Origin of the sequence: Streptomyces sp. NBC_01190, assembly GCF_045039895.1 — a bacterium.
GTDB lineage: Bacteria > Actinomycetota > Actinomycetes > Streptomycetales > Streptomycetaceae > Actinacidiphila.
In genome coordinates this window covers 123,213-148,661 of record NZ_CP108580.1, presented here as the reverse complement: position 1 = coordinate 148,661, position 25,449 = coordinate 123,213, and the positions used below count along the sequence as shown (strand labels likewise).

Genomic DNA, 25,449 nt, shown 5'->3' with positions numbered 1-25,449 from the left:
CGAGGACCGCGGGGCGGTCGGGGGACCACGGCGCCGCCCGGTGGCGCTCGGCGCGCCGCGTCCCCCGCCCGCACGTCAAGCGGGCGCCCCGCCCCGCCGGACGAACGCCGGCGAACGCTCGGTGGTGTCGTAGCTGCGGTGGAACACCGGGGTCGTCGAGCCCGACATGGGCGGCACGATCCACGACCAGTCGGCGCCGACCTCCCGGCCCTTGCGGTCCTCCCTGGCCAGGTGCTGGAGGAAGCGCCGCGACTCGGCGTGGTGATCGGTGATGGTCACCCCGGCCCGGTCGAAGGAGTACAGGACCGCCCGGTTCAGCTCCACCAGCGCCCGGTCCTTCCACAGCGAGCGCTCGGCGCCGGTGTCCAGGCCCAGGCTCGCCGCCACCCTCGGCAGCAGGTCGTAGCGGCCGGCGTCGGCCAGATCACGGGCCCCGATCTCCGTCCCCATGTACCAGCCGTTGAAGGGGGCCGCCGGATACCGGATGCCGCCGATCTCCAGGCACATGTCGGAGACCGCGGGTACCGCGTGCCAGCGAAGCCCCCACTGGGCGTGCCACGTCCGCTCCGGATGGTCGATCGGCACCTCCAGCACGCAGTCGGACGGCAGCGGGAACATCAGCGGCTCCCCGTCGGCCCCCTCGATGATCAGCGGCAGTACGTCGAAGGGAGTCCGTCCGGCGCCCCGCCAGCCGAGCCGGATCGCCAGATCGGTGAGGTCGGCGTTGCGCGGATCGCCGATGATCCGCCCCTCCGCGGTGCGGTGCCCGGCATAGCGGATGAGCTGCTCGCTGTGGATCCGCGGCCCCGGCCGCCCCGGCGCGTCCGGCGCGAAGACGGATATGAGCGGACGGATCCGGCCGCCGTTGGTGGCGATCCGCAGGTGGTTGGCGCACTCCTCGGCGATCGCGGCGGCGCCGTCCCCGCCCGTGGTGCCCGCCGCCACGGTCAGATGCCGCAGATCACGGACCCGTAGCGACCGCCAGTACAGTCGCCCTATGCAGCGGTTGCTGTTCCGCCAGGCCACCCGGGCACCGAACTCCAGCTCCTCGGCCGTGTGCCGGTACGTCCCGGTCTCGGCGAGCTCCGCCCGCACGGAGGCGAGCCTGGCGTCCAGGGAGACGGCCACCGGTTCCTCTCGGTGGTGGAGCCGGAGGAACTCCTCCGCCTGGCGCCACACCTCCGCCCGTTGCCCGGCCGATGGGTCCGGCGGGGGTTCATCGTGCTCCGGCTGGTCGTTCTCCGGTCTGCTGAGAAGTCTGCGTAGCACAGGTACCCCGGTTCGACGGCGCTGTGACGACGCAGAGACTGCCCCAAGCGGCCGCGCCAGGGGGACGGCGACCGCAACCGTCCGTAGCTGGCGCTCGGACCCTCCGATCCGATCACCTCCCTAACCTGAGCCGACCACAACCGATCACTTGGCTGACATCGCGGCCCATTGGTGCGGACCCGTGACCAGGAGATCGTTAGCCCGGCACGTTCACCGGGCAGACGAACCGAGACGTCCGGCGGGACTGCCTGGCCGGAGGGTTCTGAGGGGAACACTGGATGCAGAAGTGGAACGGCCGCCCTTATCCGCTGGGGGCCACCTACGACGGGTCGGGCACGAACTTCGCGCTCTTCTCGGAGGTGGCCGAGCGGGTCGAACTCGCCTTGATCGACAACGCGGGCCGTGAACAGCGCGTGCCGCTCACCGAGGTCGACGGCTTCATCTGGCACGGCTACCTGCCGGGCGTACGCCCCGGGCAGCGTTACGGGTTCCGGGTGCACGGCCCCTGCGACCCCGCGCGTGGCCACCGCTGCAACCCGGCGAAGCTGCTTCTCGACCCCTACGCCAAGGCGGTGGAGGGCCAGAGCGACGGACACGAGTCGCTCTTCGGCTACCCGTTCGCCGACCCCCAGGGCATCAGCACCGCGGACAGCCTCAAGCACGCCATGTACTCGGTCGTGATCGATCCCTCCTTCGACTGGGGCGACGACCGGTCGCCCGGGCACTCTTACCACGACTCGGTCATCTACGAGGCGCATGTGCGGGGGCTGACCCGGCTCCACCCGGCCATGCCGGAGCGGCTGCGGGGGACGTACGCCGGGCTGGCGCATCCGTCGGTGATCGAGCACCTCGCCGGGCTCGGGGTGACGGCGGTCGAACTGATGCCGGTGCACCAGTTCGTGCAGGACGGGCATCTGCTGGACCGGGGCCTGTCGAACTACTGGGGCTACAACACCATCGGCTTCTTCGCGCCGCACAACGGCTACGCGTCGGCCGGCGGCCGGGGCGGCCAGGTCGCCGAGTTCAAGTCGATGGTGAAGGCGCTGCACACGGCGGGCATCGAGGTGATCCTCGACGTGGTCTACAACCACACCGCCGAGGGCAACCACATGGGTCCGACGCTCTCCTTCCGCGGCATCGACAACGCCTCGTACTACCGGCTGGTGGACGACGACCAGGCGCACTACTTCGACACGACCGGCACCGGCAACAGCCTGCTGATGCGCCATCCGCACGTGCTCCAGCTCATCATGGACAGCCTGCGGTACTGGGTGACCGAGATGCACGTGGACGGTTTCCGCTTCGACCTGGCGGCCACCCTGGCCCGGCAGTTCCACGAGGTGGACCGGCTCTCGGCCTTCTTCGACCTGGTCCAGCAGGACCCGGTGGTCTCCCGGGTGAAGCTGATCGCCGAGCCGTGGGACGTCGGCGACGGCGGCTACCAGGTCGGCAACTTCCCGCCGCTGTGGAGCGAGTGGAACGGCAAGTACCGCGACACGGTACGGGACTTCTGGCGCGGCGAGAACGGGACGCTCCCGGCCCTCGCCTCCCGGCTCACCGGCTCCTCCGACCTCTACCAGGACGACCGCCGCCGGCCCCGCGCCTCGGTCAACTTCGTCACCTGCCACGACGGATTCACGCTGCGCGACCTGGTCTCGTACAACGACAAGCACAACGAGGCCAACGGCGAGGACAACCAGGACGGCGAGAGCCACAACCGGTCCTGGAACTGCGGCGCCGAGGGCGAGAGCGACGATGCGGCGGTCCTCGCGCTGCGCGCCCGCCAGCAGCGCAACCTGCTCACCACCCTGCTGATCTCGCAGGGCGTGCCGATGATCTCGCACGGCGACGAGTTCGGCCGCAGCCAGCAGGGCAACAACAACGCCTACTGCCAGGACAACGAGACCTCCTGGACCAACTGGAACCTCAGCGCCGAGCAGCGCGAACTCATCGACTTCACCAGCCGGTTGATAGCGCTCCGGCGCGAGCACGCGGTCTTCCGCCGCCGTCGCTTCCTGCGCGGCGACACCGGCGGCACCGGAACCGGCGACGCCGTCTGGTTCCGGCCGGACGGCCACGAGATGCGCGAGGAGAACTGGCACCGCGACGACGCCCACGCGGTCTCGCTCTTCCTCAACGGCGACGCGATCACCGAACCCGACGCCCACGGCGGAAAGATCGTGGACGACTCGTTCATGATCCTGCTCAACAGCCACTACGAGTCGGTCGACTTCGTGCTGCCCGACCGTGTCTACGGCGACAGTTGGCTGGTTGTCGTCGATACCGCGGCCGAGGCGGAGGCCACCGACGAGGCCGAGGTGAAGGCGGGCGGCACCATGACCGTCCCGGCGCGCGGCACCGTCATCCTGACCAGGCCCCGCCGCACCACCTCCTCGGGGCGGCTGCGCCGCGCGCTGGCCGCCGCCCGCCGGCCGCGGTCGCGCACCTTCGGTTCGGCGCGGCGCGACTGATCACCAACCCTCCGCTTCCGCTTCCATGAGGCCGCTTCAATACGTACGCTCGTCTGACCGGCAGCGGGACGTACCAAGGCGGGGGAGAGGCGGGGGAGTTGGACGTCATCCACGAGCCGGAGGGCTCGGCTGCGCCCTGGCGGGCGAGCGGGGCCGTCGAGATCCGCTCCTCCGCCGAGGGCGCGCCGCACCTCCTCGGCTCCGGACACCGGGTCACCGGGACGCTGGTGCTGACCGCGGGCCATGTGGTGCACCGCGGCGGCGCCGGCGCCCGCCACCGGGTCCGCTTCCTCGACGGCCGGGCGGAAGCCGACCGGGACGCCGAACTGGTCTGGCACAGCGCCGGCGGCTGCCCGCTGCACGACGGCCCGTGCCCGGACGCCGACCAGGACCGCGGCCGGGGGCTCGACCTCGCGCTGCTCCGGCTGCCGCGCGCCGAGCAGCCCGCGCCCACCGCGCGCTGGGGCCGCTTCGTCACCGGCGAGCCCCAGCGGGTCACGGTCACCGGGGCGCCCGGCGGCCGGCAGCGCGACGGGCTGCGCGGCCACCTCGGACTGCCGGGCACCGTCGACCCCCGCGCCGGCCGGCGCCGGGAACCGTACGCGCCGGCCGCGTCGTATGAGACGTATGAGCCGGATGAGCGGTATGAACTTTCGCCCGACGGTGAGGCGGGCGGCGAGGGCGGCGGTGAACCGGGCGGTGAGGGATCCGCTGCGCACCAGCAGATCTGGCACGGTGTCTCCGGCGCGGCCGTGCTCTGCGATGGGCTGCTCATCGGCGTCGTACAGCGCCGGGTCCGCGAGGACGGCACCTTGTACGTGGTGCCCGCCGCCCGGCTGCTGCAACACCGCTGCCTGGTCCGGCTGCTCGCCGAGGACGCCGCCACCGCCCCGGTCGCGGAACCGGTCGAACTGCGCCCCTATCTGACCGCCCCGGCGCCGCCGCCGCGCACCCCCGCCGCGCTGCTCGACCCCGAAGCCGCCGTCGTCCCCCTGGTGGGCGACGCCCCCGACGCGGTGCTGACCTGGTGCCTGACCACCCACCCCGGGGCGTCCAGGGGCCGGCGCGCCGATGTCCGGGTCCGGCTGGTGACCGCGCCGAGCGGCTGGGGCAAGACCCGCACCGCCATCGAGGCCGTGCGACGCCTGGCCCGTATCGGGCCCACCCGGCCGCCCGGGACCGGTCCTGAACCGATGACGTGGGCGGCGGGACTGCTCACCGCCGAACCCGTCAGGCGACCCGACTGGCACCGCCTGCTCGGCGCCCTGACCCGCCCGTTACTTCTGGTGGTCGACCGGGCCGAGACCCGCGCGGACCAGCTCACGCCGCTGCTCGCCGCGCTGGCCGGGTACGACCGGGAGGTACCCGTACGCGTACTGCTGCTGGCCCGCGCCGGCGGCCCCTGGCTCAACCGGCTGCCCGAACCCTGGGCGGAACGGCTCGCCAAGGACGCCCGCCCCGGCGGACCGGTCCCCGCGATGGTCGCCGCCGACGACCACTACCGCGCGGCCCTCGCCGCGCTCGCCCCCCGCCTCGCCGCCCTGGACGGCCCGCCCGCCGCCCCGCACGAGGTCCCCGACCCGGCCGAACACGCCGCCGCCACCGGACTCGGCGGGGCCCAGGACCAGCTCAGCATCGGCGACGTCCAACTCGCCGCCCTGGCCCACCTGCTCACCCTCAGCGGCCACCGCGGCGGCGCCGACCCCCGCCAGCTCCTGCTCGAACGCGAACACGAACATGTGCTGCGCGCGGCCAGGGCCCGCGGCCTGAAGGTCGACCGCGACCTGGTGACCCTGCTGCTGACCGCCCCGGCCCTCTCCCCGGCGCCCGACGAGGCCACCCTCACCGCCGAGATCCAGGACGCGATGGCCTACCGCTACCGCCACATCAGCCGGCGCACCCAGCCGCTGCACGACTGGTCCGCCGTCCAACTCGCCTCCGACCTCGCCGAACTCCTCACCGACCTCTACCCGCCCCGCGACGACGGCCGCCGCGGCTGCCTGCCCGAGGCGGTCGCCGCCGCCCAGATCGCCTACGCCGAGCGGACCACCCGCGGGCGCGGCTTCCCCGGCCAGACGGCGGCCCGGATGCGCGCCCTCGGCCGCACCTCGCCCGGCTCCGTCCTCGCCTCCGCCCGCGAGCTCTATCCCGACAGCACCGCGGACCTCCGCCCCGGTATCCGCGGCGGTCGCTGACCGGCCGTCACTCCCGGCGGCCGGCGTTCCCCGGCCGACCGGCCGGCCACGCCTCGTCACATTACGTACGGCCCGGTGCTGGTGACGGACCGTGGGTAACCCCCCGGCGGGGAGCCGTCACGAAGCCGACATTCACCGGGAAAGCCATGGCCAGGGAACCTCGTTGGCCGCCGCTGCGTCCTTGTTACGAGATGCGGTGCCATTTCCCGAGTGTGCGCGGTGAGCGACGGAGGCCGTGGGTCGACTGCGAACAAGGGTTCCAGTGGGTGGTTTACACCGGAGTCCTGGGGCAGACGAGCACATGGTCACCGGACTGTCGAGTGAGGCCGGCCAGCGGTCCTGGGTTGTCGAGCCGGCGGTGGCACGCGGGGAAGCTCATGCGAAAGGAGTAAGCCATGTCCTGCCCGAACGTGGACTGCCGCCGCGGCGGCTGCACCAGCGACCCGAAGCCGACTCAGGCCGGTGGCACCGCCGGCAAGTAATCCGCCGGCCTGCGCGACGAGGTCGAACGTCGCGACGATCAACCGAACGAGAAAGCACGGTGCGCCGGCGCCAACGGGGACTGGTGAACTTCCGGCCGGCGCACACCTTCTCTTCTCCTCCTCGTTCCCTTTGTCCCCCCCGCTACCGTGCCTCCGGCGCAAGCTCCGCCACCTGCGGCCGCGGCAGCAGCTCGTCGGTCCGCAACAACTGGCCCGGCAGAGCCAGTTGGGCCCGCAGCGCGTACATCCCCGGGTCGTCGAGCCCGCCGATCACCGTATGCCCGTCGGTGCACCGCACCGCCAGCAGTTCGGCCGGATCGATCTCCTCGCTCTCCAGCAGATCCGCGCTGTGGCTGGTCGCGATCACCTGCCGGCGCAGACTCGCGTCACGCAGCGCCGCCAGCAGCGCCCCCGTCGCCGTGGGATGCAGCGCCGTCTCCGGCTCCTCGATCGCCACCGTGCTGTACGTCTCGCCCGGCGCCGAGAACAGCCCCACCAGCACCCCGAGTGCCCGCAGCGTCCCGTCGGAGACCGACTGCGCCGCGAACCGCCACGGGCTCTTGGCCCCCGGCACGTCCTGGGTGAACTCCACCGTCTCCGCGCCGCGCTGCACCCGGCGGGACACGCCCCGCACCCCCGGCACCATCTGCCGCAGATAGCTCTCGATCCGGATCCGGTCCTCCCGGCCCTGCCCGGTCCGGCCCATCCGGTGCAGTACCCCGGCGACGTTCGCGCCGTCGCGCCGCAGCGACCGGCCGGCGTCGGGCGCGCCGGACGCGCGCATCGCCTGCGGTTCGAGGTTGAGCACGCTGACACCGGCCAGCCCCTCGTAGACCGGCCGGAACGCCTTCAGCCGCGCCGCGTCCGCCAGCAGCAGCCGCCGGGGGTCGGCGGCGGGCATACCCGGCTCGGTGGCCGACACCGGTTTCCCGGCCTCGACCCGGAAACCGGCGGTGCTCCCGGCCGCGCCGCCGCGCCCCTGGAACCGTACGCCGCACTCCTCCCGCGCCACCCGGAAGCCGCCCGATCTGGCGCCGGCCACCTGAAGCCGGTACTCGCCCTCGAAACCGGGGCCGCGGAACTCCAGGTCGATGCCGAATCTGCTCGGATGGCCGATGGATTTCCGCCGCACCTCGGCCAACCCGCCCCGCGCCTCCAGGGCGTCCTCGAGCGAGGTGCGCAGCGATTCCGAGACCAGACGCAGCGCGTCGAGGAAATTGCTCTTGCCCGATCCGTTCGGCCCGACGAGAAAAACCAGTCCGCCGAGCTCCACATCGGCGGCGGCGATGCTGCGGTACTGCCTGAGCCGGACCCGGGTGAGCGAGAAGTAGTCGTCCTGCATGGGGCCAGTCTGTCAGCAGCCGGGACCACTCTCGTCCCCGGAGGCGGAAAGTCGGCCAAGCCGGTTGTCCGGAGCGGAGGTTGGCTAACGCCGACTGCCGCCCCCGCCGCCGCCCCCCGCCGTCCCGCCCGCCTCAGTCGACCGCCATGTGCAGCCGGACCGTGGTACCCGTCCCGGGGTCGGAGCGGATCTGCACCAGATCACAGAGCTGCTGCACCAGCCACATACCGCGCCCGCCGAGCTGGTCCGGACGCGGCCGTATCCGGCCCACCAGCGGATCGGACAGATAGCCCGAGTCATGGAACTCGCAGATCATCACCGTCCCGCCGGCGGCCTCCTCGCCCCACATCCGCAGCGTCCCGCCGCCGCCCCCGTACCGCAGGCTGTTGGAGGCCACCTCGGTACAGACGATCAGCAGTTCCCGCAGGCGGGCGCCCTTCATCCCGTGGCGGGCCGCGCAGGAGGTCACCGCCTCCCGCACGGCCGGCAGGTCGCCGAAACCGAAGGTGAGCTCGTTGCCCCCGTCCTGCGGCGCCGGCAGCGCGTCGAAGGCGAAGGGCTCCTCGCCGTAGTCCGGGCCCTCCTCGGGGAGCCCGTCCCGCAGCACCAGCGGATGGCAGCGCCGGGCCAGGGCCAGCTCCTCCTCGCCGAAGGTCGTCGTGTCGTAGGGACAGAGCAGCCACCACATGGGGGAGCGGGCGAACGCCATGTTCAGCAGCCACTCGTGGTAGCGCAGCTCCGCCGTCTCGCCCTCGGTGCGGCCGCTCCACCGGGACTCGCCGATCGCGTGCACCGGGCTGCCGTCCGCCGACCGCTCGGCGATCCACGCCTGCCAGGCCGGGATCATCCGCCCGGGGTTGCGTCCCACCGTCGCCGTGTCCAGGAACGTCACCCGCCCGGCCGCGCCGCTGCCGGGCAGCTCGGCGCGCAGCAGCTCCTCCTTCGGCTCGTCGACGGCGAGCAGCACCACCGCGCCGCCGCGCAGCGCCTCCTCGATGTAGGCGAGCGCGCCGGCCACGAAGGCGTGCTGACCGTCGTACGGGTAGAGCACATGCCGGAAGCCGGGGCCGGCCTGGCCGCTGGTCCCGGTCATGGCCCCAGCTCCACCCGGATAAGGGGGCTGTCGTAGCCGAGCAGGTCCCAGACCCGGCGGACCGTCTCGTTGGCACGGTCGAGCACCACCCGGCGGCCGGGCAGATCCCGTGCCGACCGGGCCAGCGCGGTCATTCCTGCGGCGTCCATCCACTCAAGTTTCTCGCAGTCCAGCCGCACCGTGCCGCACTGGGTCAGCAGCTCGCGCAGGGCGGTACCGAAGGCCGCCGCCCCTTCCGTGTCCACCAAGCCGCTCACGCTCCAGCAGTCGGTCGTGCCCGCGCTGAACAGCCGGAACGAGGGCCCCACCGCACCCGTGCCCAGATGGAGGGGGTGCACGCCGGCGACCGTGTCCAAAGTGGCGGCGCTGAAGCCGGTCCGATGATAGGCGCAGACCACGATAGTGCCGCCGAGGGCCACCATCGCGTCGAGCGTGAGTTCGTGCCGGGCCGCCGCACCCGGACCGGCGTCGCCCCAGCTCGGGCGGTCCCAGCGGGCCAGCACCCGCAGCGCCCTGAACCCCTCGCGGCTGGCCGCCTCGGCCTCCCGGCGGACCCGGCCCAGCAGGCTCTGCCGGGGGTCCTCGTGGGCGGTGCCGGCGCCGAGGTCGAAGAGGGGGTCCGCGCCGCCGCGGCCCGAGACGTCCCGCACGGCGGGCTCGGGTCCCGGCTCGTCCGCCCCGACCGAACCGAGGATCAGGACCTTGTCGCCGACGAGTGCGCCGTGCGCGGTGAACGCCCTGGCGGTGCCGGAGAAGTCCTCCCCGGGACCGACCAGCCAGCACACATGGTCGCCGACCTCGACGGGATCGAGCGTGGCGAGCCCACGCACGGTCCTCACACCTGACTCCCATCGAGCGGTCGCACACCTGACGGCAGCGAATTTACCCGATGCGCCCGTGGACCCTCGTCCGAGCGACCCCGGGGGGCGAAGCCTGCCGCGCCTAACTGTCCGACAAGGAGTTGACCAGGTTGGTCACCAGATCCAACTCGGTGCCCGCGGCGGTCAGCTCCCGCCCGCTCTTGGCGATCAGGCTCTTGTCCTGCTCGGTCGTGCCGTCCCGGCAGTCGGCCGCCGCCTGACCGAGCTGGTCCAGCGCCTTGGACCAGTGCGACTGCGTCCGCGGTTCGGTGAGGGCCGGATACACCTGGGCCTTCTGCACATCGCTGAGCAGCGTCGCGCAGTCCCCCTGCATGCTGGTCAGGTCAGCGGCCCGCTGATCGTCCTGAATGCTCGTCAGATCGCGGGCCGCCGCGGTCAGCAGGCCCTCGCCCCCCTTCGCGTACCACTCCCGGACGGAGGCGGCGGTGTCCGGCGACACACCGGCCGTCGCCCGCCCACCACTGCCGGCGCCCGTCCCGTCCGGTGAACCGTGTCCGCCGGACCGGATGTTGGTGGTGACCAGGATGATGCCGAGCACCGCCGCGAAGGACAGCGTGCACACCAAGGCGGGCACAAGCCGTGACTTCTTCGGTCTTTCGGTGTCCGGCGCCCATCTGTCGCCTATCTCTTCCATGTTCCGCACAACGCCCCCAAGGCTTGGTTCTACTCGGAGACCGGGACTATCTCAGCAAGTCGAACCAGTCGGTCCAGTCGTTGCCAGGTTGTGACAAAAAGATGTCGGATTCCTCTGTCCGGGTGGAACCGGACGATCGCCGCGAGCGGTGAGCGTGGCCGGCGCGGCAACCGTCCATAGTCGTGGATAGCCGTGCGTACCACCACTGATCGGGCAGGAGAGCACACATGGGTGTTCGAGTCGCAGTCGTCTACTACAGCGCCACGGGCAACGTCCACGCCTTGGCGCAGGCCGTCGCCGAAGGTGCCGCGAGCCGGGGCGCCGAGGTCAGACTGCGCCGGGCGGCGGAACTCGCGCCGGACTCCGCCATCGACGGCAACCCGGCCTGGCGCGCCCACGTCGACGCCACCAAGGACCAGGTCGCCGAGGCGACCGTGGAGGACCTGGAGTGGGCCACCGCCTACGCCTTCGGCTCACCGACGCGCTACGGCAACGTCGCCGCCCAGCTCAAGCAGTTCATCGACCGGACCGGCCCGCAGTGGCAGGCCGGTGTCTTCCACAACAAGCCCGCCACCAGCTTCACCTCGTCGATCAACCGCCACGGCGGGCAGGAGTCCACCATCCTGTCGCTGAACAACGTCTTCTACCACTGGGGCTGCCTGATCGTGCCGGTCGGCTACACCGACCCGCTGATCTTCGCCTCGGGCGGCAACCCGTACGGCACGAGCTGGCCGAGCGGCGGCGGTGAGGGCCCCGACCAGGCCACCCTTGAGTCCGCCAAGTACCAGGGCCGGCACCTGGCCGACATCTCCGGTCGGCTGGAGGGCTGACCCGGCGGCCCGCCCGCCCCTGGGGTGCCGGCCCCTTGGGTCGCCCTGGCGCCCTCGCCGCCCTCGCCGCCCTCGCCGCTCTCGCCGCTCTCACCGAACGGGTTGAACGGGTTGAACGGGTGAAACCTGCCGGATCGGTCCAGGGCGTCGGCCGGTCCGGGCGCGCCGGCTGGGATGCTGGACCCCGCAAGTCCGCGATCGACGGGCACCGCTTCGGCCGTGACCGCGGATCCACCCCTTCTACGCCGCGGGAGGCCGGCCCTGCTGGTGCTCTCAGTCTTCTTCGCCTTCCTCGGCGCGGCCAGCAACGCCACGGGTACCGTGCTGCAACGCAAAGCCGCCCTGTCCGTGCCGTCGGAGGACGCCCTCAAACCGCGGATCCTGGCGGACCTGGTGCACCAGCCGATCTTTCTGCTGGGCATCTGCGGCGTGGCCGGCGCGGCCCTGTTCCAGGCGCTCGCCCTGGTCACCGGACCGCTCGCGCTCGTCCAGCCGGTGTTCATCCTGGAGCTGCCGCTCGCCTTGCTGATCAGCCTGCCGGTGCTGCACCGCGCCCTGCCCCGCTCCGGCTGGATCGCGGTCGGCTTCATGGTGGTCGGACTGGTCTTCGGCCTGGCGTGCGCGGCCCCTTCCGGCGGCCATCCGCAGGCTCCGCTGGCCAAGCTGCTCCCCGCGGTCGCGGTGTGCGTCGGGGTCATCCTCTTCACCGTGACGGCGGCCCGGCACCGGCGCGCGGGCCCGGCCCGCGCCGCCCTGCTGGCGACCGGCTCCGCGGTGGGGAACGCGCTCACCGCGGCGCTGCTGAAGTCGTCCGCCGACACCTTCTCCTCGGACGGGCTCGACGCCTTCCTGACGACCTGGCAGACCTACGCCTTCGCGGTGACCGGGATCGTCGCCGTCTTCCTGCTGGAGAACGCCTTGCAGGCGGGCCCCATCGCCGCCTCCCAGCCCGCGCTGACCCTCGGTGACGCGGTGGTCAGCCTGATCCTCGGCATCACCGTCTACGGCGAGCAGGTCCGTACCGGCTGGTGGCTGCTGCCGGAGCTCGCGGCCATCGCGCTCATCGTCACCGGCACCATCCACCTCTCCCGGGCCGTCCCGCTGACCCGGGAGCTCGCCAACTGACCGGAGCGCCCGCGCCGTCCCGCGCGGACGGCGGCCCGGCCGGGGCGCGTCAGTGCTCGGTGTCGTCCGCCGCCGCGGGCGTCCGGGCCTGCCGCGCCGGCTCCGGCACGGCGGGACCGCCGGCCGTGGCCGAGGCGACATCGGCCTCCGCCGCCTCGGCGGCGGCCCTGGCCTGCGCGCCCGACAGGCGGCGCAGCGGCACCTCGCGGATGGTCAGCATCAGCAGGAAGCAGAGCGCCGCCACACCCGCCACGATGAGGAAGACCAGGTGCATGGAGTCGGCGAAGCCCTGCTTGAAGGGCGCCGCGAGCGCCGGGTCCAGCTGCCTGATGAACGAGGAGTCGCTGAGCACCGCCTTGGCGCTGGCCGGCGAGACCGCGCCGGGATGGGCGCGCACCGCCGCCTGGAAGTCGGGGTTGCCCGCGGCGTGCCGGAAGGCCTTGGTGATGTTCCCGGTGACGGTGCTGAACAGGATGGACAGGAAGACCGCGGTCCCGGCCGTGCCGCCGAGCTGGCGGAAGAAGGTGGCCGACGCGGTCGCGGTGCCCATGTCCTGCGGCGGCACCGCGTTCTGCACCGACAGGGTCAGCGTCTGCATGGTGAAGCCGAGCCCGACGCCCATCAGCGCCATGAAGCCCATCGTCTCGGGCAGCGGGGTGTCCCACTGCACCTCGAAGTGGAAGAGCAGCATGGCGACACACATCAGCGCGGTGCCGATCACCGGGAAGATCTTGTAGCGGCCGGTCCGCGCGGTGGTCTGGCCGGTGGCGATCGAGGCCGTCATCATGCCCAGCATCAGCGGCAGCATCAGCAGACCGGACCTGGTCGGACTGGCTCCCTTCACGATCTGGAGGTACTGCGGGATCATCAGCAGCCCGCCGAACATGGCCATGCCGACGAGCACGCTCAGCAGGCTGGTCCGGCTGAACACCTTGTTGCGGAACAGCCGCATCGGGATCAGCGCCTCGTCACCCATCGCGAACTCGACGAGCACCCAGGCCACCACCCCGACGACGCCCGTCACGAAGCAGGCGACCGCCCGCACTGACAGCCACCCCCAGGACTGGCCCTGCTCCGAGACGAGCAGCAGGGGCACCACACCGACCACGATGGTCAGCGCCCCCCACCAGTCGATCCGGTGGTCGCGCCGCTTGTGCGGCACGTTGAGCACCTTCGCCACCACGATCAGCGCGAGGATGCCGATGGGTACGTTGACCAGGAACACCCAGCGCCAGCCGGAGATGCCGAGAATGCTGCTCCGGCCGGCCAGGAAGCCGCCCACCAGCGGTCCGGCCACGCTGGACGTACCGAACACGGCGAGGATGTAGCCCTGGTACCTGGCCCGTTCACGCGGCGGCACGATGTCACCGATGATCGCCAGCGCCAGCGACATCAGACCGCCCGCGCCCAGCCCCTGGAAGGCGCGGAAGACCGCCAGCTCCACCATCGAGTGGGAGAAGGTGCAGGCGATCGAACCGATGATGAAGATGCTGATCGCGGCCAGGAAGAACGGCTTGCGCCCGTAGATGTCGGAGAGCTTGCCGTACAGCGGGGTGGCGATGGTGGAGGTGATCAGATAGGCGGTGGTGGTCCACGCCTGCTCGTTCAGTCCGTGCAGGTCGTCGGCTATGGTCCGGATCGCGGTGCTGACGATGGTCTGGTCGAGCGAGGCGAGGAACATGCCCAGCATCAGACCGCTGAGGATGGTCAGGATCTGACGGTGGGACAGGCCGCCGGGCGCCGCGTCCGACGCGGTGGCCGCGGCCGGGCCGGGCCGGCCGGCCGGGCCGCCGTTGGCGCTCTGACCGGTCCGATGGGTGGACGTCACGTGGGGGTCTCCTGATTCCGGCCGGACGCTGCGGACGTACGGCGGGGGCACGGGGGCGGATGCGGACACGAGTACGGGTGCGAGTGCGGCTGTTGCTGCGGCCGCGGTGCGCCGGACGCCTCAGGGAGCCGCTCCCGAGGCGGCGTCGCCGGCCTGCGGTCCCGCGGGTCCGGGCCGCAGACGGTGCGCCGCGAAGTCGTCGTTGAACCGGCGCAGCAGCCGTACGAACGTCTGCCGGTCCTCGGCCGGCCAGTCGCCCAGCACGTGGGCGAGTTGCTCGTCGCGCCGCGCGCGGTGGGCGCGTACCGCGTCGAGACCGGCGTCGGTCGCGGAGAGCAGCGCCCCGCGCCGGTCGACGGGGTCGGGCTGCCGCTCCACCAGGCCGCGTTCCACCAGCGAACGGATCTGCCGGCTCACCGTGGAGAGGTCGAGCAGCGTGTCGGCGGCCAGATCCGTCGCGCGTCGGGGGCCGGAGTCGGCCAGGTGCCCGAGTAGCAGCCGGTCGCCCCACTCGTCCGTCGGGAGCCGCTGCTTCCAGGCCCTGACGTGCCGCACCATCCGGAGCATCTCGTCGCCGAGCGCTGCGCTGTCCTCGGCCGCGCTGTCCCGCGGGGACCCGTCGTCACCTCGCGCCGCCATCGCCCACCTCGCGTCCATGTACTTACTCGTGTCCATGTACTTACTTGGCCTTCGCAAGTAATAGTAGATGATAAGTACATCCGCTTCGACCCCGCCGCCGGGCGATTCCGCGGTCTCCGCGCCGTCCGAGGGCGGCCCGCTCGGGTACCGACCGGCAGGACCTCCAGGTGCGGGCAGGTAGGGTCTGATCGCCGGGCAGCCGTCCGGAAGAGCAGCGGAGCGGCCCAGGAGTGACATTGCCGGAGGAACAGGGCGCCCCGGTCGGCGATCTCCGCTACCGGACCGTGGCGGCCGCGCTCCGCCAGGCGATCATCGCCGGTGAGTACGCCTCCGGTGCGAAGCTGCCCACCGAGGGGGCGCTGGCCGAGCGTCACGCGGTGTCCCGGGGCACCGTCCGGCACGCGCTCGCGGTGCTGCGCTCGGAGGGTCTGGTCACCTCGCGGCGCGGCGCCCGGCGCACCGTGCTCGGGGGCTCGCCGGCCCAGAGCTTCGCCGAACTGCTGAGCTTCACCAGTTGGGCCCGGTCCATCGGTGAGAAGCCGGGCGGCCGGGTGGACCGCATCGTACGGCGGCCTGCCGACGCCTCCGAGGCGGAGCGGCTCGGTCTGGCACCGGGCACGGAGGTCTGCCTGGTCCTGCGGGTCAGGACGCTCTCCGACGAGCCGGTGATGGTCGAACGGACGGTCTACCCGGCCCGGGTGGGCGCACTGGTCGCCGCCCTGCCGCCCGACGCGGTCTCGCACACCGAGGCCCTGCTCGAACAAGGCGTGATGTTCACCGACGCAGAGCACACCATCGACCTGGCCTGGGCCGACGCCGACGACACCCGGCTGCTGGACTGCCCCGCCGGGCAGGTGCTGCTGCGCGAGCGGCGCCGCTCCACCGATCCGACCGGGGTGCCGATGGAGTGGTCGGAGGACCGCTATCTGCCGGGCACGGTGGCCTTCACGGTGCACAACTCGGTGGCCGCCTCGACGCTTGGACGCCGCCACAGTCCGCGCCCGGCGCCGGGCGGATCCTGACCTGACCTGACCTGACCTGACTCGCCCGGCCCGACCCCCGCGACCCGTCCCCAACCGGCGGCCCGCCTCGGCCGCGCCGCCGCTAACCGCGCAGCAGGCCGGTGAGCAGCGGCAGGAAGTGCTCGAACGGCGGGGTGACGGCGCCGGGTTCCTTCGCCTCCTCGTCCCAGCGGCGGACGGCGACCGCGTCGGCCGCGCCCGGCAGCGCGGCGAACTCCGCCGCTTCCCGCGCCGTCATCACCCCGCCCTGCACCCGCAGCGTGTGCTTGGACGCCTCCGACAGCCGCTCGTGGTAACCCGGATCCACCGCGCACAGATAGCGCTTGGCGGCCACGTGCAGCCGGACCGGCTCGGTGACCCGCGGTCCGAACCAGCGGCCGAGCAGGTCGGCGCCGGTGTGACTGTGCCGGTTGTCGGTCCCGGCCATCAGGGCGTGCCCGCTGACGGTGCCGGTGGCGCCGGCGCCGCCCGCGCCTTCCGCGGTGTCGCCGCTCCGGTCGCTCTCGCCGGCGTCACCGCTGTCAGCGCTCTCGTTGAAGTGGCCCACATCGTGCAGCAGGGCGGCGGCCACCAGATGCGGCGGGGCGCCGGCGGCCTCGGCCCGGGCGCCCGCCTGGCACATGTGCTCGGCCATGGAGACCGGCTCGCCCAGGTACTCCGCCGCGCCCGCCCCGGCGAAGAGCGCGGCCAGCGGCTCCAGGCTGTCCGCCCGCCGCAGCACCGTGAGGCGGCTCGCCAGCCCGTCGAGGTCGGCGTAGCAGCCCTGGAGGTGGCGCGAGCCGTCCTGGGCGAAAGCGGTACGGGCGTGCAGCAGCCGGGTGTTGTCGAAGACCAGGCAGTCGCCGGGCGACAGCCGCAGGTCCAGTCGCAGCTCCGGGCGGAGCAGCAGCTCCGCGAAGGTCCGGTAGGCGGCGTAGAACGCGTCCAGTTCGGCGGCGGGGAGCCGCAGCGTGCCGATCGAACGGTTGTTGAAGCGCACCTCGCGGATCCGGCCGAGCGGGTCGGTGTCGATCAGCGGGCGGTCGGCGCGCAGTTCGGTGCCCGCGTCGCGGAAGACGAACGGCACCGGGGTACGGGTGAGGGTCCCGAACGCCGCCGGGTCGGTCGCCCGCAGCAGTGAGGCCGCGGCGAAGCCGTCGACGAGGCCGGACTCGCCGCCCGCCGCCTCGTTGACCAGGCAGTGCAGGAGCTGGATGGTCGGCACCGGGTCGCGGTAGGGGTTGTCGGTGTGCGGGGTGATGCGGGCCGAGGTGAAGGCGAGGTTGTTGGCCGCCGGCTCGACCCGTACGTCGAAGAGCCTGCCGTAGTTGGTCTCCCGCACATGGCCGAAGCTCTCGGCAACCGCGAGCACCTGGCCCTCGGACCCGGGCACGTCGTGCAGCAGCATGAAGCCCAGCCGCAGCACCGACTCCAGCATCCGGGCCCGCACCCCGGGCTCGTCCAGGTACGCCGGCCAGCTCGCCCGCGGCAGCCGCCCGGCGAGGTCGGCGGCCGTCCAGAGCTCCTTGCCGTCCTCGGTGCGCCGGTCGCCGCGGTCCACGCCGCCGGGCCGGTTGGCCGCCAGCCAGGAGAGCGGGTAGACCGAGCGGTGTCCGTCGGGGTACCAGACCACCTCGACCGACGGCTCCCCGTCGCTGCTGGGCCCGGCTACCGGTCCGTTTACCGCTCCGATTACGGGTCCGGTCACCGTGCCGGGCCGCAGCCCCGCGGGCAGTGAGCTGATCTGGAACAGCTTCTGTCCTGACCGCGGGTCGCGGCAGTCCGGGCACGGACAGTTGTCGCGCAGCCACATCGCCGGCAGGTCGTCGATCGGGAAGCTGGGCAGGGCCGGCACGTTCTCTCCTCGGGACAAAGTTGTACAGCCAACTTTGCCGACCGTCGCAGCCCCGACCGACGGCCGGACGACCACCCGGTGTCGCCCGGGTGAACCCCTGCCGGGGCGGTCGGACCGGCTCCCGGATCCGCACGCCCGTGCAACCCGTGGGCCGTGCCGGGGGTAAGTAAGGGTGGCAGGGCCGTCAGATGGCCCTGCCGGTCGACGCCGGCCCATGGTCCGGCACGTGGAGGAACATGATGAAGTTGCGTACGACCGTCTCCGTCGGGGCCCTTGCCGCGGTCGCGGTCCTCAACGGCGCCGCGGCCCAAGCCGCGGCGCCCGTCGCCGAGTCCGGCGCCACCGCGCACGCCGCCCACGTGCTGGTGGTGCGGCCCGGGCAACTGGTGGACGCCGGGCACGGCAACGACCTGAAGCTGACCCGGACGGAGCGGTGCATAGGCACCCCGCCGGACGACTGGTGGACCTGCAAGAGCGTGGTCGACGGCAACCAGCCCGTCGGCACGGTCGGTCTGCAAACGGCGAGTGACGCCACCGGGACCTTCTGGTCGCCGCTCTACATCGGGAACGGCGGGGCCGCCGCCCGGATCACCCTGGTGGCGGACGGGGTGACCTACGACGCCCAGGTGGTCAGGCTTGTCGGCCACCCCAACTACGCCACCGGGTACGCCTGGGGCGCCCCTGAGGACCCGCCCGGCTCGGGTGACATCCCGCAGATCACCGTCTACGACGCCAAGGGGAGGATCCTCGCGCGGTCCTGAGACCGGCGGCCGTGAGCCCAGGAGGCGGCGCGCCCATCGCCCGAGCCCGCCGCCGCCGCGGCTCACCCGGCGTCGGGTGGCGGCAGGCGGTGCAGGCGTACGGCCGTCAGCCGGCCCCCGGTGACCTCGGCGGTCATGTACGTGCGGTGGGGCTGCCGCCGCCGGTCCGTGGGCGAACCGGGGTTGAGCAGCCGCAGCCCCGTCGGTGTGGTGGTGTCCCACGGGATGTGGCTGTGGCCGAAGACCAGCACGTCCGCGTCGGGGAAGCGCTCGTCGCAGCGCTTCTCCCGGCCGGCGGCGGCGCCGGTCTCGTGGACCACCGCGAAGCGCACCCCTTCCAGTACCACCGTCGCCGTTTCGGGCAGCCTGGCCCGCAGCCCCGGTCCGTCGTTGTTGCCGAAGACTCCGACCAGGCGCCGCGCCCGCGCCTCCAGCAGGTCGAGCGTGCCCTCGTCCACCCAGTCGCCGGCGTGGAACACCACATCCGCGCGGTCGGCCGCCGCCAACAGCTCGGCGGGCAGTTCCCGCGCGCGCTTGGGCACGTGGGTGTCCGTGGTCAGCAGCAGGCGCATCCGGAACCACTTTCCTTATCGGCCTTATCGGCGCGTCCGTTCATCGGGCGCGGCGCGCCCGGTCCGTCCATTGGACCGCGGACCCGGACCTGGGCGGCGTCATCGTGAGCTGGCCCGGGGCCATGCCGCTCGGCGGACGCTCGGTCCGGCGTAAACCCGCGTGCGGGCCGGTGGCGGTGTGCGCTACCTTCTGCCACGCGGCGGGCGGCTCCGCGGTGTGCTTCCTTCTCTCTTCCTGCAAAGAATCCAGCGCACCCGACTTCCGCCCGCCATCGACGCGCCGTGCCGCGTCCGCCGACCGGGCGGACGCGCTCGGCTGTTCCGGCGGGGGGTCGCCGGTCGAGGGGGGACCGCGGTATGACGACCACGCCACGCGTGGCGGCGGGACGGGAGGGGGCCCGGGGGATCTCGGCGCTGATGCTGGCCCGGCGCGGCGCCGTCTTCCTGCCCGGCGGTGCGGGAGAGCCGGTTTCTCCGGCGGATCCCGCGGCGGCCGCCGGGATCGCGCTACTTGAGGCGGACCTGCTCGACCGGGGTTACCTGCTGGCGCCCGGACTGCGGGAGAAACTGACGGCGCGTGGCGTGCTCGCGCTGACCGCCGCCGGGCGGACGCTGCTCGCCGACATCGACGAGGCGCTCGGCGCCGACCGGGACCACACCCCGCTCTTCCGCGACTTCCCTGACAGCACGCCCCGCGACACCCTCGGTTTCTATGTCGACCGGGTGCTGACGCTGATCGCGCAGCGATCCGACCAGCCGTGCGTGCTCTGCGGCCTGGACGGGCGGGTGCGGCCGGTCGCGCCGTGCGCCCACCTGGTCTGCCGTACCTGCTTCGACGGCTCGGACTTCGCCGCCTGCCCGGTCTGCCATCGCCGGATCGACCCCGACGACCCCTTTCTGCTCCCCGGCCGGCCCCGGCAGCGGGCCGCCGAGGACCGCCCGCTGCCGGACCGGCCGCGCGTCCTGACGTACGGCGGGGACCTCGCCGCCCGGAGCCGGGCGGCCGGCGACGAACTGCTCGGTCTGCTGACGCGGCCCGCCGCGCTCTCCCCGCGCGACACCGACGACCTGCTCGGCCTGCTCGCCGTCCACGGGCCGACCGATCTGGCCTGGCTGCCCGCGGTCCTGCCGGGGCGCGAGACCAAGGCCAGGGTGCTGGCCTGGCTGCTGGAGCAGGCGGCCGACCCGCCCGCCGGAAACCCGGCGCGGACCGGCGGCCCGGCCCGGCCGCAGGACCCGGCGACCGCGAACCCGGCGACCGCGGAGCCCCTGCTGACCGGCGACGACGTACGGGCCGCGGTCGGCGCGCGCCTGGACACCGCGACGGACATCCTCAGGCTGCTCGCGGTACGCGCCGGGGGCGACGCCGGACTGGTCGACTTCCCGCGCGTCGCCCCGCTGCCGCGCCCGCTGCGCCGGACCCTGCTCGCCGCGCTCGACCGGCTGGACCCGGCGTCGGCCGTACCCGACATGCGACGGCACCGGGCGGCGTGGACCCGCGTGGCGCACGCCCTGCATCCCTTCGAGTTCGCCGGGCGCTTCCCCCGCGCGGCCCTCGCCGTGGCGTCGCTGCGCGCCCTGCCGCTCGGCGACGACCTGCTCGGTGCGCGGCTGCGCGCGGCGGCCGGCGCCCCGGCCGGGGGCGGACCCGGCCCGCGGACCGGCGCCGTGGTGGACGGCGGCGGACGGGTGCGGGTGAACTCCTGGTCCGGACGGCTGGAGACCGCCCTCGCCCGGGGCGAACTGCCTGCGGCGACGGCCCTGTTGGCGCAGCGCCCGGGAGAACTGGTGCGCCGGCTCGACCATCTGCTGCGGATCGCCGGGGACGACCCGGACACCGTGCTCGCGGCGCTCGGGCCCGCCGCGCGCCGGGTCGCGCCCGCCGTGCTGCTGTCGGCTCTGGGCGCGCTGCGCGGCCGGCGGCGGGCGCCCCGGGACCGCGTGTTCTTCCCCAAGGGCGGCAGCGCGCGGGCCCACATCACCGCCGATCTGCGGGCGCCCGCACCGGTGGCCTCGGTGGAGGCCGCGGTCGCGGTCCTGCTCGCCGAGGTGCTGCGACGGGCGGCCGCCCAGGGCCCGGTGGACACCGCGGTCGTCGACACCGGGCTCGGCGGGCTGATCGCGCCGTTCGCCGAACGCACCGCGTCACGCGCCCTGGTGACGCTGCCGCGCGGCAGCGAACTCCCGCTCGCCGACGGCCGCCTGCTGCGGCTGTTCCTGCACTGGATGGAGAGCGAGGAGTCCGGGCGGACCGACCTCGACCTGTCCGTCGCCTTCTTCGACCACGCCTGGACGCATCTGGGCACCTGCGACTACACCGCACTGCGGTTCCAGGGGGAGGCCGCCGTCCATTCGGGGGACCTCACCAGCGCGCCGCCCCCGAAGGGCGCGTCGGAGTTCGTCGACCTGGACCCGGCCCGGCTGGAGATGGCCGGTGTCCGGTACGCGGCCGCCGTGGTGCTCGCCTACAACAGCGTGCCCTTCGTCCGGTTGGCCGACGCCTTCGCCGGGATCATGGCGCGCGACGAACCCGGCCCGGTGGGGCCGGTGTTCGACCCCCGGGCGGTCGAGCAGCGCTTCGATCTGACCAGTGGCGCGCTGGTCTGCGTACCGATGATCCTTGACCTGCGGACCCGCACCCTGCGCTGGCTCGACGTGACGCAGGACGTGACCGGGACCGACCACGCGATGCACCGCCACCTCGATGTCCTCGGGCTGCTCGGCCGCACGCTCACCGAGCTCTTCGCCTCCGGCGCCCGGGTCGGCCTCGGCGAACTCGCCGTCTGGCAGGCGGCGGCCCGCGCGTCCGTCGTCCAACTCCGCGACGGAGACGGCACGGTGACCACCTACGGCCGCAGGCCCGGTGAGGCGGTGGCGGACTTCGCCGCGCGGATCGGGGGCCCGGACAGCGAACCGCCGCGTCCCCTCGACCCGGCACGCACCGGGGCGGCCTTCCTCTTCCGAGGTGACTTCACGCCCGCGCCCGGCAGTTCGGTGTACGCGCTCCACCCGGGCGACCTCGACCCGTCCCGGCTGCGCCTGCTGACCGCCCCTGACGTGGTCAACTCCCTTGCCCCGAACTGAGGTCCGGACCCGGCGGCACGCCGACCTCGCCGGGGACCGCCCCCAGCTCAGGGGGCGAGCAGGATCCGGCCGCCCACCGAGCCCTTCTCGACGAGGCGGTGCGCCTCGGCCGCCTCGCCGAGCGGCAGGATCCGGGTGCGGATGTCGACCAGGCCCTGGCCGACGGCCTTGAGGGCGCCCTGGGCGGCGGGCCGCGCCTGTTCGGGATGGGCGGGCAGGTAGAAGCCGATCGAGAAGCCCAGCATGGCCTGGCTGCCGAACCACAGGCTGTTGGTGGGCACCGTGTGCTCCCAGTCACCACTGGCGTTGCCCACCAGCAGCATCCGGCCCAGCGGCGCCATCACCCGCAGGCTGTCGGTGCGCACCTGGCCGCCCACCGGGTCGACCACCACGTCGAACCGCCGCTCACCGACGCTCTCGATCAGATCCTCGCCCGCGACGACCTCGTCGTAGGGCAGCGTGGAGGCCCGCCCTTGGTCCAGTGAGGCGCGGCGCACCGTACCCACCACGCTGTCGGCGCCCAGGGTGCGGGCGACGCCGGGAAACGCGGCGGCCAGCCCGCCCAGGGCGCCGTGCACCAGCACCCGCTCGCCCGCCTTGAGATGCGCGACCTCGGTCAGGGCCAGGTACGCGGTGGCGGCGTTGGGCACGGCCGCGACCGCCAGTGCCGGGTCGACGCCGGTGCCGTCCAGCGGCACCGTCAGCGAGGCGTCCACGACGGCGACGGAGGCGTAGCCCCCCTCCGCGCCGGTGCCGGACAGGGTCACCACCGGCTCGCCGACGCGGAAGCCGGTCACCCCGTCGCCCAGCGCCCGGATGATGCCGGCCACTTCGAGCCCCGGCACGTACGGGGGCCGCGGCAGGCCCGCCCGGTCCTGGTAGCGGCCCTGGCGGATGAAGACGTCGATCAGGCCGACGGCGGCGTGGCTGACGTCGATGGCCACCTGACCCGGCCCCGGCGCCGGGTCAGGCAGCTCGGTGACCTCGAACACGTGCGGTTCCCCGAAAGCGGTGACAACGGCGGCGTGCATGGCCGCTCTCCTCTCATCGACTGGCCGCGGACTGGCCGCGGACTGCTCGCGCAGTGGCCGCGTGGTGGCTGCGAAGGGCTCGCGGCCCGGTCGCGCGGCGCACCGCGGCGCTGCCGCGGACTTGACGCAATCGGATTGCGTTATCTCCACGCTAACACCCCGAGAGGGTCTAACGCACTCGGCTAGCGTTATATTGGAGGCATGCAGACGCGTGCCCGCTCGCAGGCGGCCAAACTCCGCCGCGCCGAGGACCTCCTCGACGCCGCCCGCGCGCTCGCCGCCGACCGTGGCGGGGTCCGCCACATCACCCTCGCGGCCGTCACCGAGGCCGCGGGTCTGCACCCGTCCGCCGTCAGGCGCTACTTCGACAGCAAGGAGGAACTCCTCCTCGAACTCGCCGAACGCGGCTGGGGCGAGTGGCGGGACCTCCTCACCGCCCACCTGGCCGGCGCCCGCGATCTCGCCCCCGCGCAAACCGCCGCCGCGGTGGCCACCACCCTCGCCGCACAGCCGCTCTTCTGCGACCTGCTCACCCATGTGCCGCTCAGCCTCGAAGGGGAGGTCGGTATCGAACGCGCCCGCCGCTTCAAGACCAACTCCTTCGCCGCTCACGACGTCATCGTCGGCACGCTGACGGCCACCGGCACGATGACCGAAGCGCGGGTGCGGGACCTCATCACCGCGGCCCTGGGGATGACCGCCAATCTGTGGCAGCTCTCCCATCCCACCGCCACCCTTGCCGAGCTCTACGTCCAGCACCCCCGCTGGGGCCACGCGGCACTCGACTTCGAGGCGCGCCTCACCCGCCTGCTCCAGGCCACCGCCATCGGCCTCACCGCCCCCGACGCCTCCGTACCGGCGGACCGCCCGCCCCGGTAGGGGGCGGGCGGGCCTGGGGCGGGCGGGCCTGGCGGGGGAGTGCGGCCCGGAGGCTACCGCGCCGCCACCCGGACGACGGACTTGCCCGCGCCCGGAGTGGTCTGCTCGGCGATCATCCGCGGCACCTCGTCGAAGGCGTGGACACGACCCAGCGGCACGGCGATGGCGCCCTTTTCCGCGAGCCCCGCCAGGTGGTCCCATGCGGCGGCCTCGGCGTCCGGGGCGAGCGGAGTGGCGAGTACCCCGACGGCCGTGTAGTTGCGCAGCAGCATGTCCATGCTGTCCAGCGCCACGGGAGCGCCACTGGCCAGTCCGGCGAGGGCGATCCGCCCGCCCCGGGCGATGCCCTTGAGCGCGGTGGCGGCCGTTTCACCGCCCACCGGGTCGAAGATGAGGTCCACGCCCTGTCCGCCGGTGAGGTCGGCGATGCGGGCCGCCAGGTCGTCGGTGCGGTAGTTGACGACCTCGTCCGCGCCGTGGCGCGCGGCGAACTCCAGCTTCTCCTGGCTGCCGGCGACCGCGATGACCTTCGCGCCGAGCGCTTTGCCGAGCTGCGTCGCGGTGGCGCCGCTGCTTCCCGCGGCGCCCAGCACCAGCAGGGTCTGTCCGGCCTGTAGCGGGGCCCGCTCCACGAGCGCCGCGTACGCGGTACGGAAACCGATCGGGAAGCCGCCCGCCTCCTCGTCGGTCATCCCAGCGGGGATACGGATGGTCGACCCCTCGCGCAGGTAGGTGTAGTCGGCGTATCCGCCCCACCCTTCCAGGAAGCCGGTGATGCCGGTCACCTGGTCACCGACCGCGAACCGCGAGCCGGGCGGCACGGCGACGACCTCGCCCGCGGCCTCCTCGCCGAGCCCGAACGGGGGCTGCCCGAGCAGCGGGAAGTGGCCCGCGGCCATCATCGCGTCCGGCAGACCGGCCCCCGCGGTCCGCACGCGGATCAGCAGCTGGCCGGCTGCCGGCTCCTCCCAGGTCATCTCCTGGAGTTCGACCGCTTCCCGCGGATCGCCGAACTTCACCAGACGCCATGCACGACCGGAAAACATCTCGTCTCTCTCCTGCTGGTCCGTCACTGTCCTCGGCGCCGCGAGCCGCGTCCGGATCCGCCCGGCGGGCATGCCGGATCACTCCGGGCGCGGGGTGTGGCCCGCCGGAGGAGGGGGTGTGCGGATCCCGGTGGCTTCCGGCCGGGCCCGTGACGGGCCCGGGGGCCGACAGGACGCCGACCGTACGCCCACCAGACAGGGCCGGACGCCCACCAGACGCGGCCGGCGGCACCGCTGGCCACGCTACGGCCGTCCGGCGGCCCGGACCATGATCACGCGTCCACGAAACTTGCGCGATCGTCTGGGCGGGGTGGTTCGGTGTGTTCCGGGCGGGCCGGGGCGGCGGCCGCGGGTCGGTCGGCGCGGGGGAGGCCGGTCGCGGTCGTGACCTGCGGAGCCGTACCGTTGGCAGGAGGACCTGAGGCGGAAGG

General features: G+C 73.4%; 19 protein-coding genes. 8 read left to right on the top strand and 11 right to left on the bottom strand.

Annotation, left to right across the window (positions count from 1 at the left end):
• Nucleotides 1-75: 75 nt before the first annotated feature.
• Entirely contained in the window at nucleotides 76-1,179 is a 1,104-nt protein-coding gene (locus OG519_RS00670) for a nitric oxide synthase oxygenase (protein ID WP_405592372.1), read from the bottom strand.
• A 368-nt stretch (nucleotides 1,180-1,547) separates the two neighbouring features.
• On the opposite strand from OG519_RS00670, the gene glgX reads away from it, so the two are divergent.
• Both glgX and OG519_RS00660 read left to right on the top strand, forming a co-directional pair.
• Nucleotides 1,548-3,740, top strand: coding sequence for a glycogen debranching protein GlgX (glgX, locus tag OG519_RS00665; RefSeq protein ID WP_405577338.1), 2,193 nt, complete (start codon nucleotides 1,548-1,550; stop codon nucleotides 3,738-3,740).
• A 98-nt stretch (nucleotides 3,741-3,838) separates the two neighbouring features.
• On the top strand, nucleotides 3,839-5,935 hold the full coding sequence (locus OG519_RS00660; RefSeq protein WP_405577336.1) for a trypsin-like peptidase domain-containing protein: 2,097 nt from the start codon (nucleotides 3,839-3,841) through the stop codon (nucleotides 5,933-5,935).
• A 624-nt stretch (nucleotides 5,936-6,559) separates the two neighbouring features.
• On the opposite strand, the gene OG519_RS00655 is transcribed toward OG519_RS00660, so the two are convergent.
• The 4 genes from OG519_RS00655 to OG519_RS00640 all read right to left on the bottom strand — a co-directional run bounded on the left by OG519_RS00655 (nucleotide 6,560) and on the right by OG519_RS00640 (nucleotide 10,307).
• Nucleotides 6,560-7,759, bottom strand: coding sequence for an AAA family ATPase (locus tag OG519_RS00655; RefSeq protein WP_405577334.1), 1,200 nt, complete (start codon nucleotides 7,757-7,759; stop codon nucleotides 6,560-6,562).
• Nucleotides 7,760-7,892: 133 nt separating this feature from the next.
• Complete coding sequence (locus OG519_RS00650; protein ID WP_405577332.1) at nucleotides 7,893-8,852, bottom strand: anti-sigma factor RsbA family regulatory protein; 960 nt, start codon at nucleotides 8,850-8,852, stop codon at nucleotides 7,893-7,895.
• A complete protein-coding gene (locus tag OG519_RS00645) occupies nucleotides 8,849-9,691 on the bottom strand; it encodes an MEDS domain-containing protein (protein ID WP_405577330.1) in 843 nt (280 codons plus the stop codon). Before OG519_RS00645 ends, OG519_RS00650 begins: the two co-directional genes overlap by 4 nt.
• A 103-nt stretch (nucleotides 9,692-9,794) precedes the next feature.
• Nucleotides 9,795-10,307 carry a hypothetical protein gene (locus OG519_RS00640; protein ID WP_405577328.1) on the bottom strand — a complete coding sequence of 171 codons (513 nt, stop codon included), beginning with the start codon at nucleotides 10,305-10,307 and terminating at the stop codon, nucleotides 9,795-9,797.
• 287 nt (nucleotides 10,308-10,594) lie between these two features.
• Here OG519_RS00640 and wrbA point away from each other — a divergent pair, with 287 nt between their 5' ends.
• Together wrbA and OG519_RS00630 are read left to right on the top strand one after the other, a co-directional pair.
• The gene (gene wrbA / locus OG519_RS00635) at nucleotides 10,595-11,197 is read left to right on the top strand and encodes an NAD(P)H:quinone oxidoreductase (RefSeq protein WP_405577326.1); all 603 of its coding nucleotides are present in this window, start codon (nucleotides 10,595-10,597) and stop codon (nucleotides 11,195-11,197) included.
• A gap of 261 nt (nucleotides 11,198-11,458) precedes the next feature.
• Nucleotides 11,459-12,322: a DMT family transporter gene (locus tag OG519_RS00630; RefSeq protein WP_405592370.1), complete on the top strand. Its 864-nt coding sequence runs from the start codon at nucleotides 11,459-11,461 to the stop codon at nucleotides 12,320-12,322.
• Nucleotides 12,323-12,371: 49 nt separating this feature from the next.
• Here OG519_RS00630 and OG519_RS00625 read toward each other — a convergent pair whose 3' ends face one another.
• Together OG519_RS00625 and OG519_RS00620 are read right to left on the bottom strand one after the other, a co-directional pair.
• Nucleotides 12,372-14,150 (bottom strand): MDR family MFS transporter, encoded by a 1,779-nt coding sequence (locus OG519_RS00625; RefSeq protein WP_405577324.1) that lies wholly within the window; start codon nucleotides 14,148-14,150, stop codon nucleotides 12,372-12,374.
• A 120-nt stretch (nucleotides 14,151-14,270) separates the two neighbouring features.
• Entirely contained in the window at nucleotides 14,271-14,825 is a 555-nt protein-coding gene (locus tag OG519_RS00620) for a MarR family winged helix-turn-helix transcriptional regulator (protein ID WP_405577322.1), read from the bottom strand.
• 200 nt (nucleotides 14,826-15,025) lie between these two features.
• On the opposite strand from OG519_RS00620, the gene OG519_RS00615 reads away from it, so the two are divergent.
• The gene (locus OG519_RS00615; RefSeq protein ID WP_405577320.1) at nucleotides 15,026-15,811 is read left to right on the top strand and encodes a GntR family transcriptional regulator; all 786 of its coding nucleotides are present in this window, start codon (nucleotides 15,026-15,028) and stop codon (nucleotides 15,809-15,811) included.
• 82 nt (nucleotides 15,812-15,893) lie between these two features.
• Here the strand turns inward: OG519_RS00615 and OG519_RS00610 are convergent, their stop codons facing one another.
• The gene (locus OG519_RS00610) at nucleotides 15,894-17,645 is read right to left on the bottom strand and encodes a TauD/TfdA family dioxygenase (protein ID WP_405577318.1); all 1,752 of its coding nucleotides are present in this window, start codon (nucleotides 17,643-17,645) and stop codon (nucleotides 15,894-15,896) included.
• A 236-nt stretch (nucleotides 17,646-17,881) separates the two neighbouring features.
• Here OG519_RS00610 and OG519_RS00605 point away from each other — a divergent pair, with 236 nt between their 5' ends.
• Nucleotides 17,882-18,406 carry a hypothetical protein gene (locus OG519_RS00605; RefSeq protein WP_405577316.1) on the top strand — a complete coding sequence of 175 codons (525 nt, stop codon included), beginning with the start codon at nucleotides 17,882-17,884 and terminating at the stop codon, nucleotides 18,404-18,406.
• A gap of 62 nt (nucleotides 18,407-18,468) precedes the next feature.
• Here the strand turns inward: OG519_RS00605 and OG519_RS00600 are convergent, their stop codons facing one another.
• Nucleotides 18,469-18,978 (bottom strand): metallophosphoesterase family protein, encoded by a 510-nt coding sequence (locus OG519_RS00600; protein ID WP_405577314.1) that lies wholly within the window; start codon nucleotides 18,976-18,978, stop codon nucleotides 18,469-18,471.
• A gap of 357 nt (nucleotides 18,979-19,335) precedes the next feature.
• Between OG519_RS00600 and OG519_RS00595 the strand changes: the two genes are divergently transcribed.
• Nucleotides 19,336-22,062 carry an MXAN_6230/SCO0854 family RING domain-containing protein gene (locus OG519_RS00595; protein ID WP_405577312.1) on the top strand — a complete coding sequence of 909 codons (2,727 nt, stop codon included), beginning with the start codon at nucleotides 19,336-19,338 and terminating at the stop codon, nucleotides 22,060-22,062.
• A gap of 47 nt (nucleotides 22,063-22,109) precedes the next feature.
• Here OG519_RS00595 and OG519_RS00590 read toward each other — a convergent pair whose 3' ends face one another.
• A complete protein-coding gene (locus OG519_RS00590) occupies nucleotides 22,110-23,093 on the bottom strand; it encodes a zinc-binding alcohol dehydrogenase family protein (protein ID WP_405577310.1) in 984 nt (327 codons plus the stop codon).
• A gap of 201 nt (nucleotides 23,094-23,294) precedes the next feature.
• Here OG519_RS00590 and OG519_RS00585 point away from each other — a divergent pair, with 201 nt between their 5' ends.
• On the top strand, nucleotides 23,295-23,972 hold the full coding sequence (locus OG519_RS00585; protein ID WP_405577308.1) for a TetR family transcriptional regulator: 678 nt from the start codon (nucleotides 23,295-23,297) through the stop codon (nucleotides 23,970-23,972).
• 53 nt (nucleotides 23,973-24,025) lie between these two features.
• Here the strand turns inward: OG519_RS00585 and OG519_RS00580 are convergent, their stop codons facing one another.
• Entirely contained in the window at nucleotides 24,026-25,018 is a 993-nt protein-coding gene (locus tag OG519_RS00580) for a zinc-binding alcohol dehydrogenase family protein (protein WP_405577306.1), read from the bottom strand.
• Between the last annotated feature and the right edge of the window lie 431 nt (nucleotides 25,019-25,449).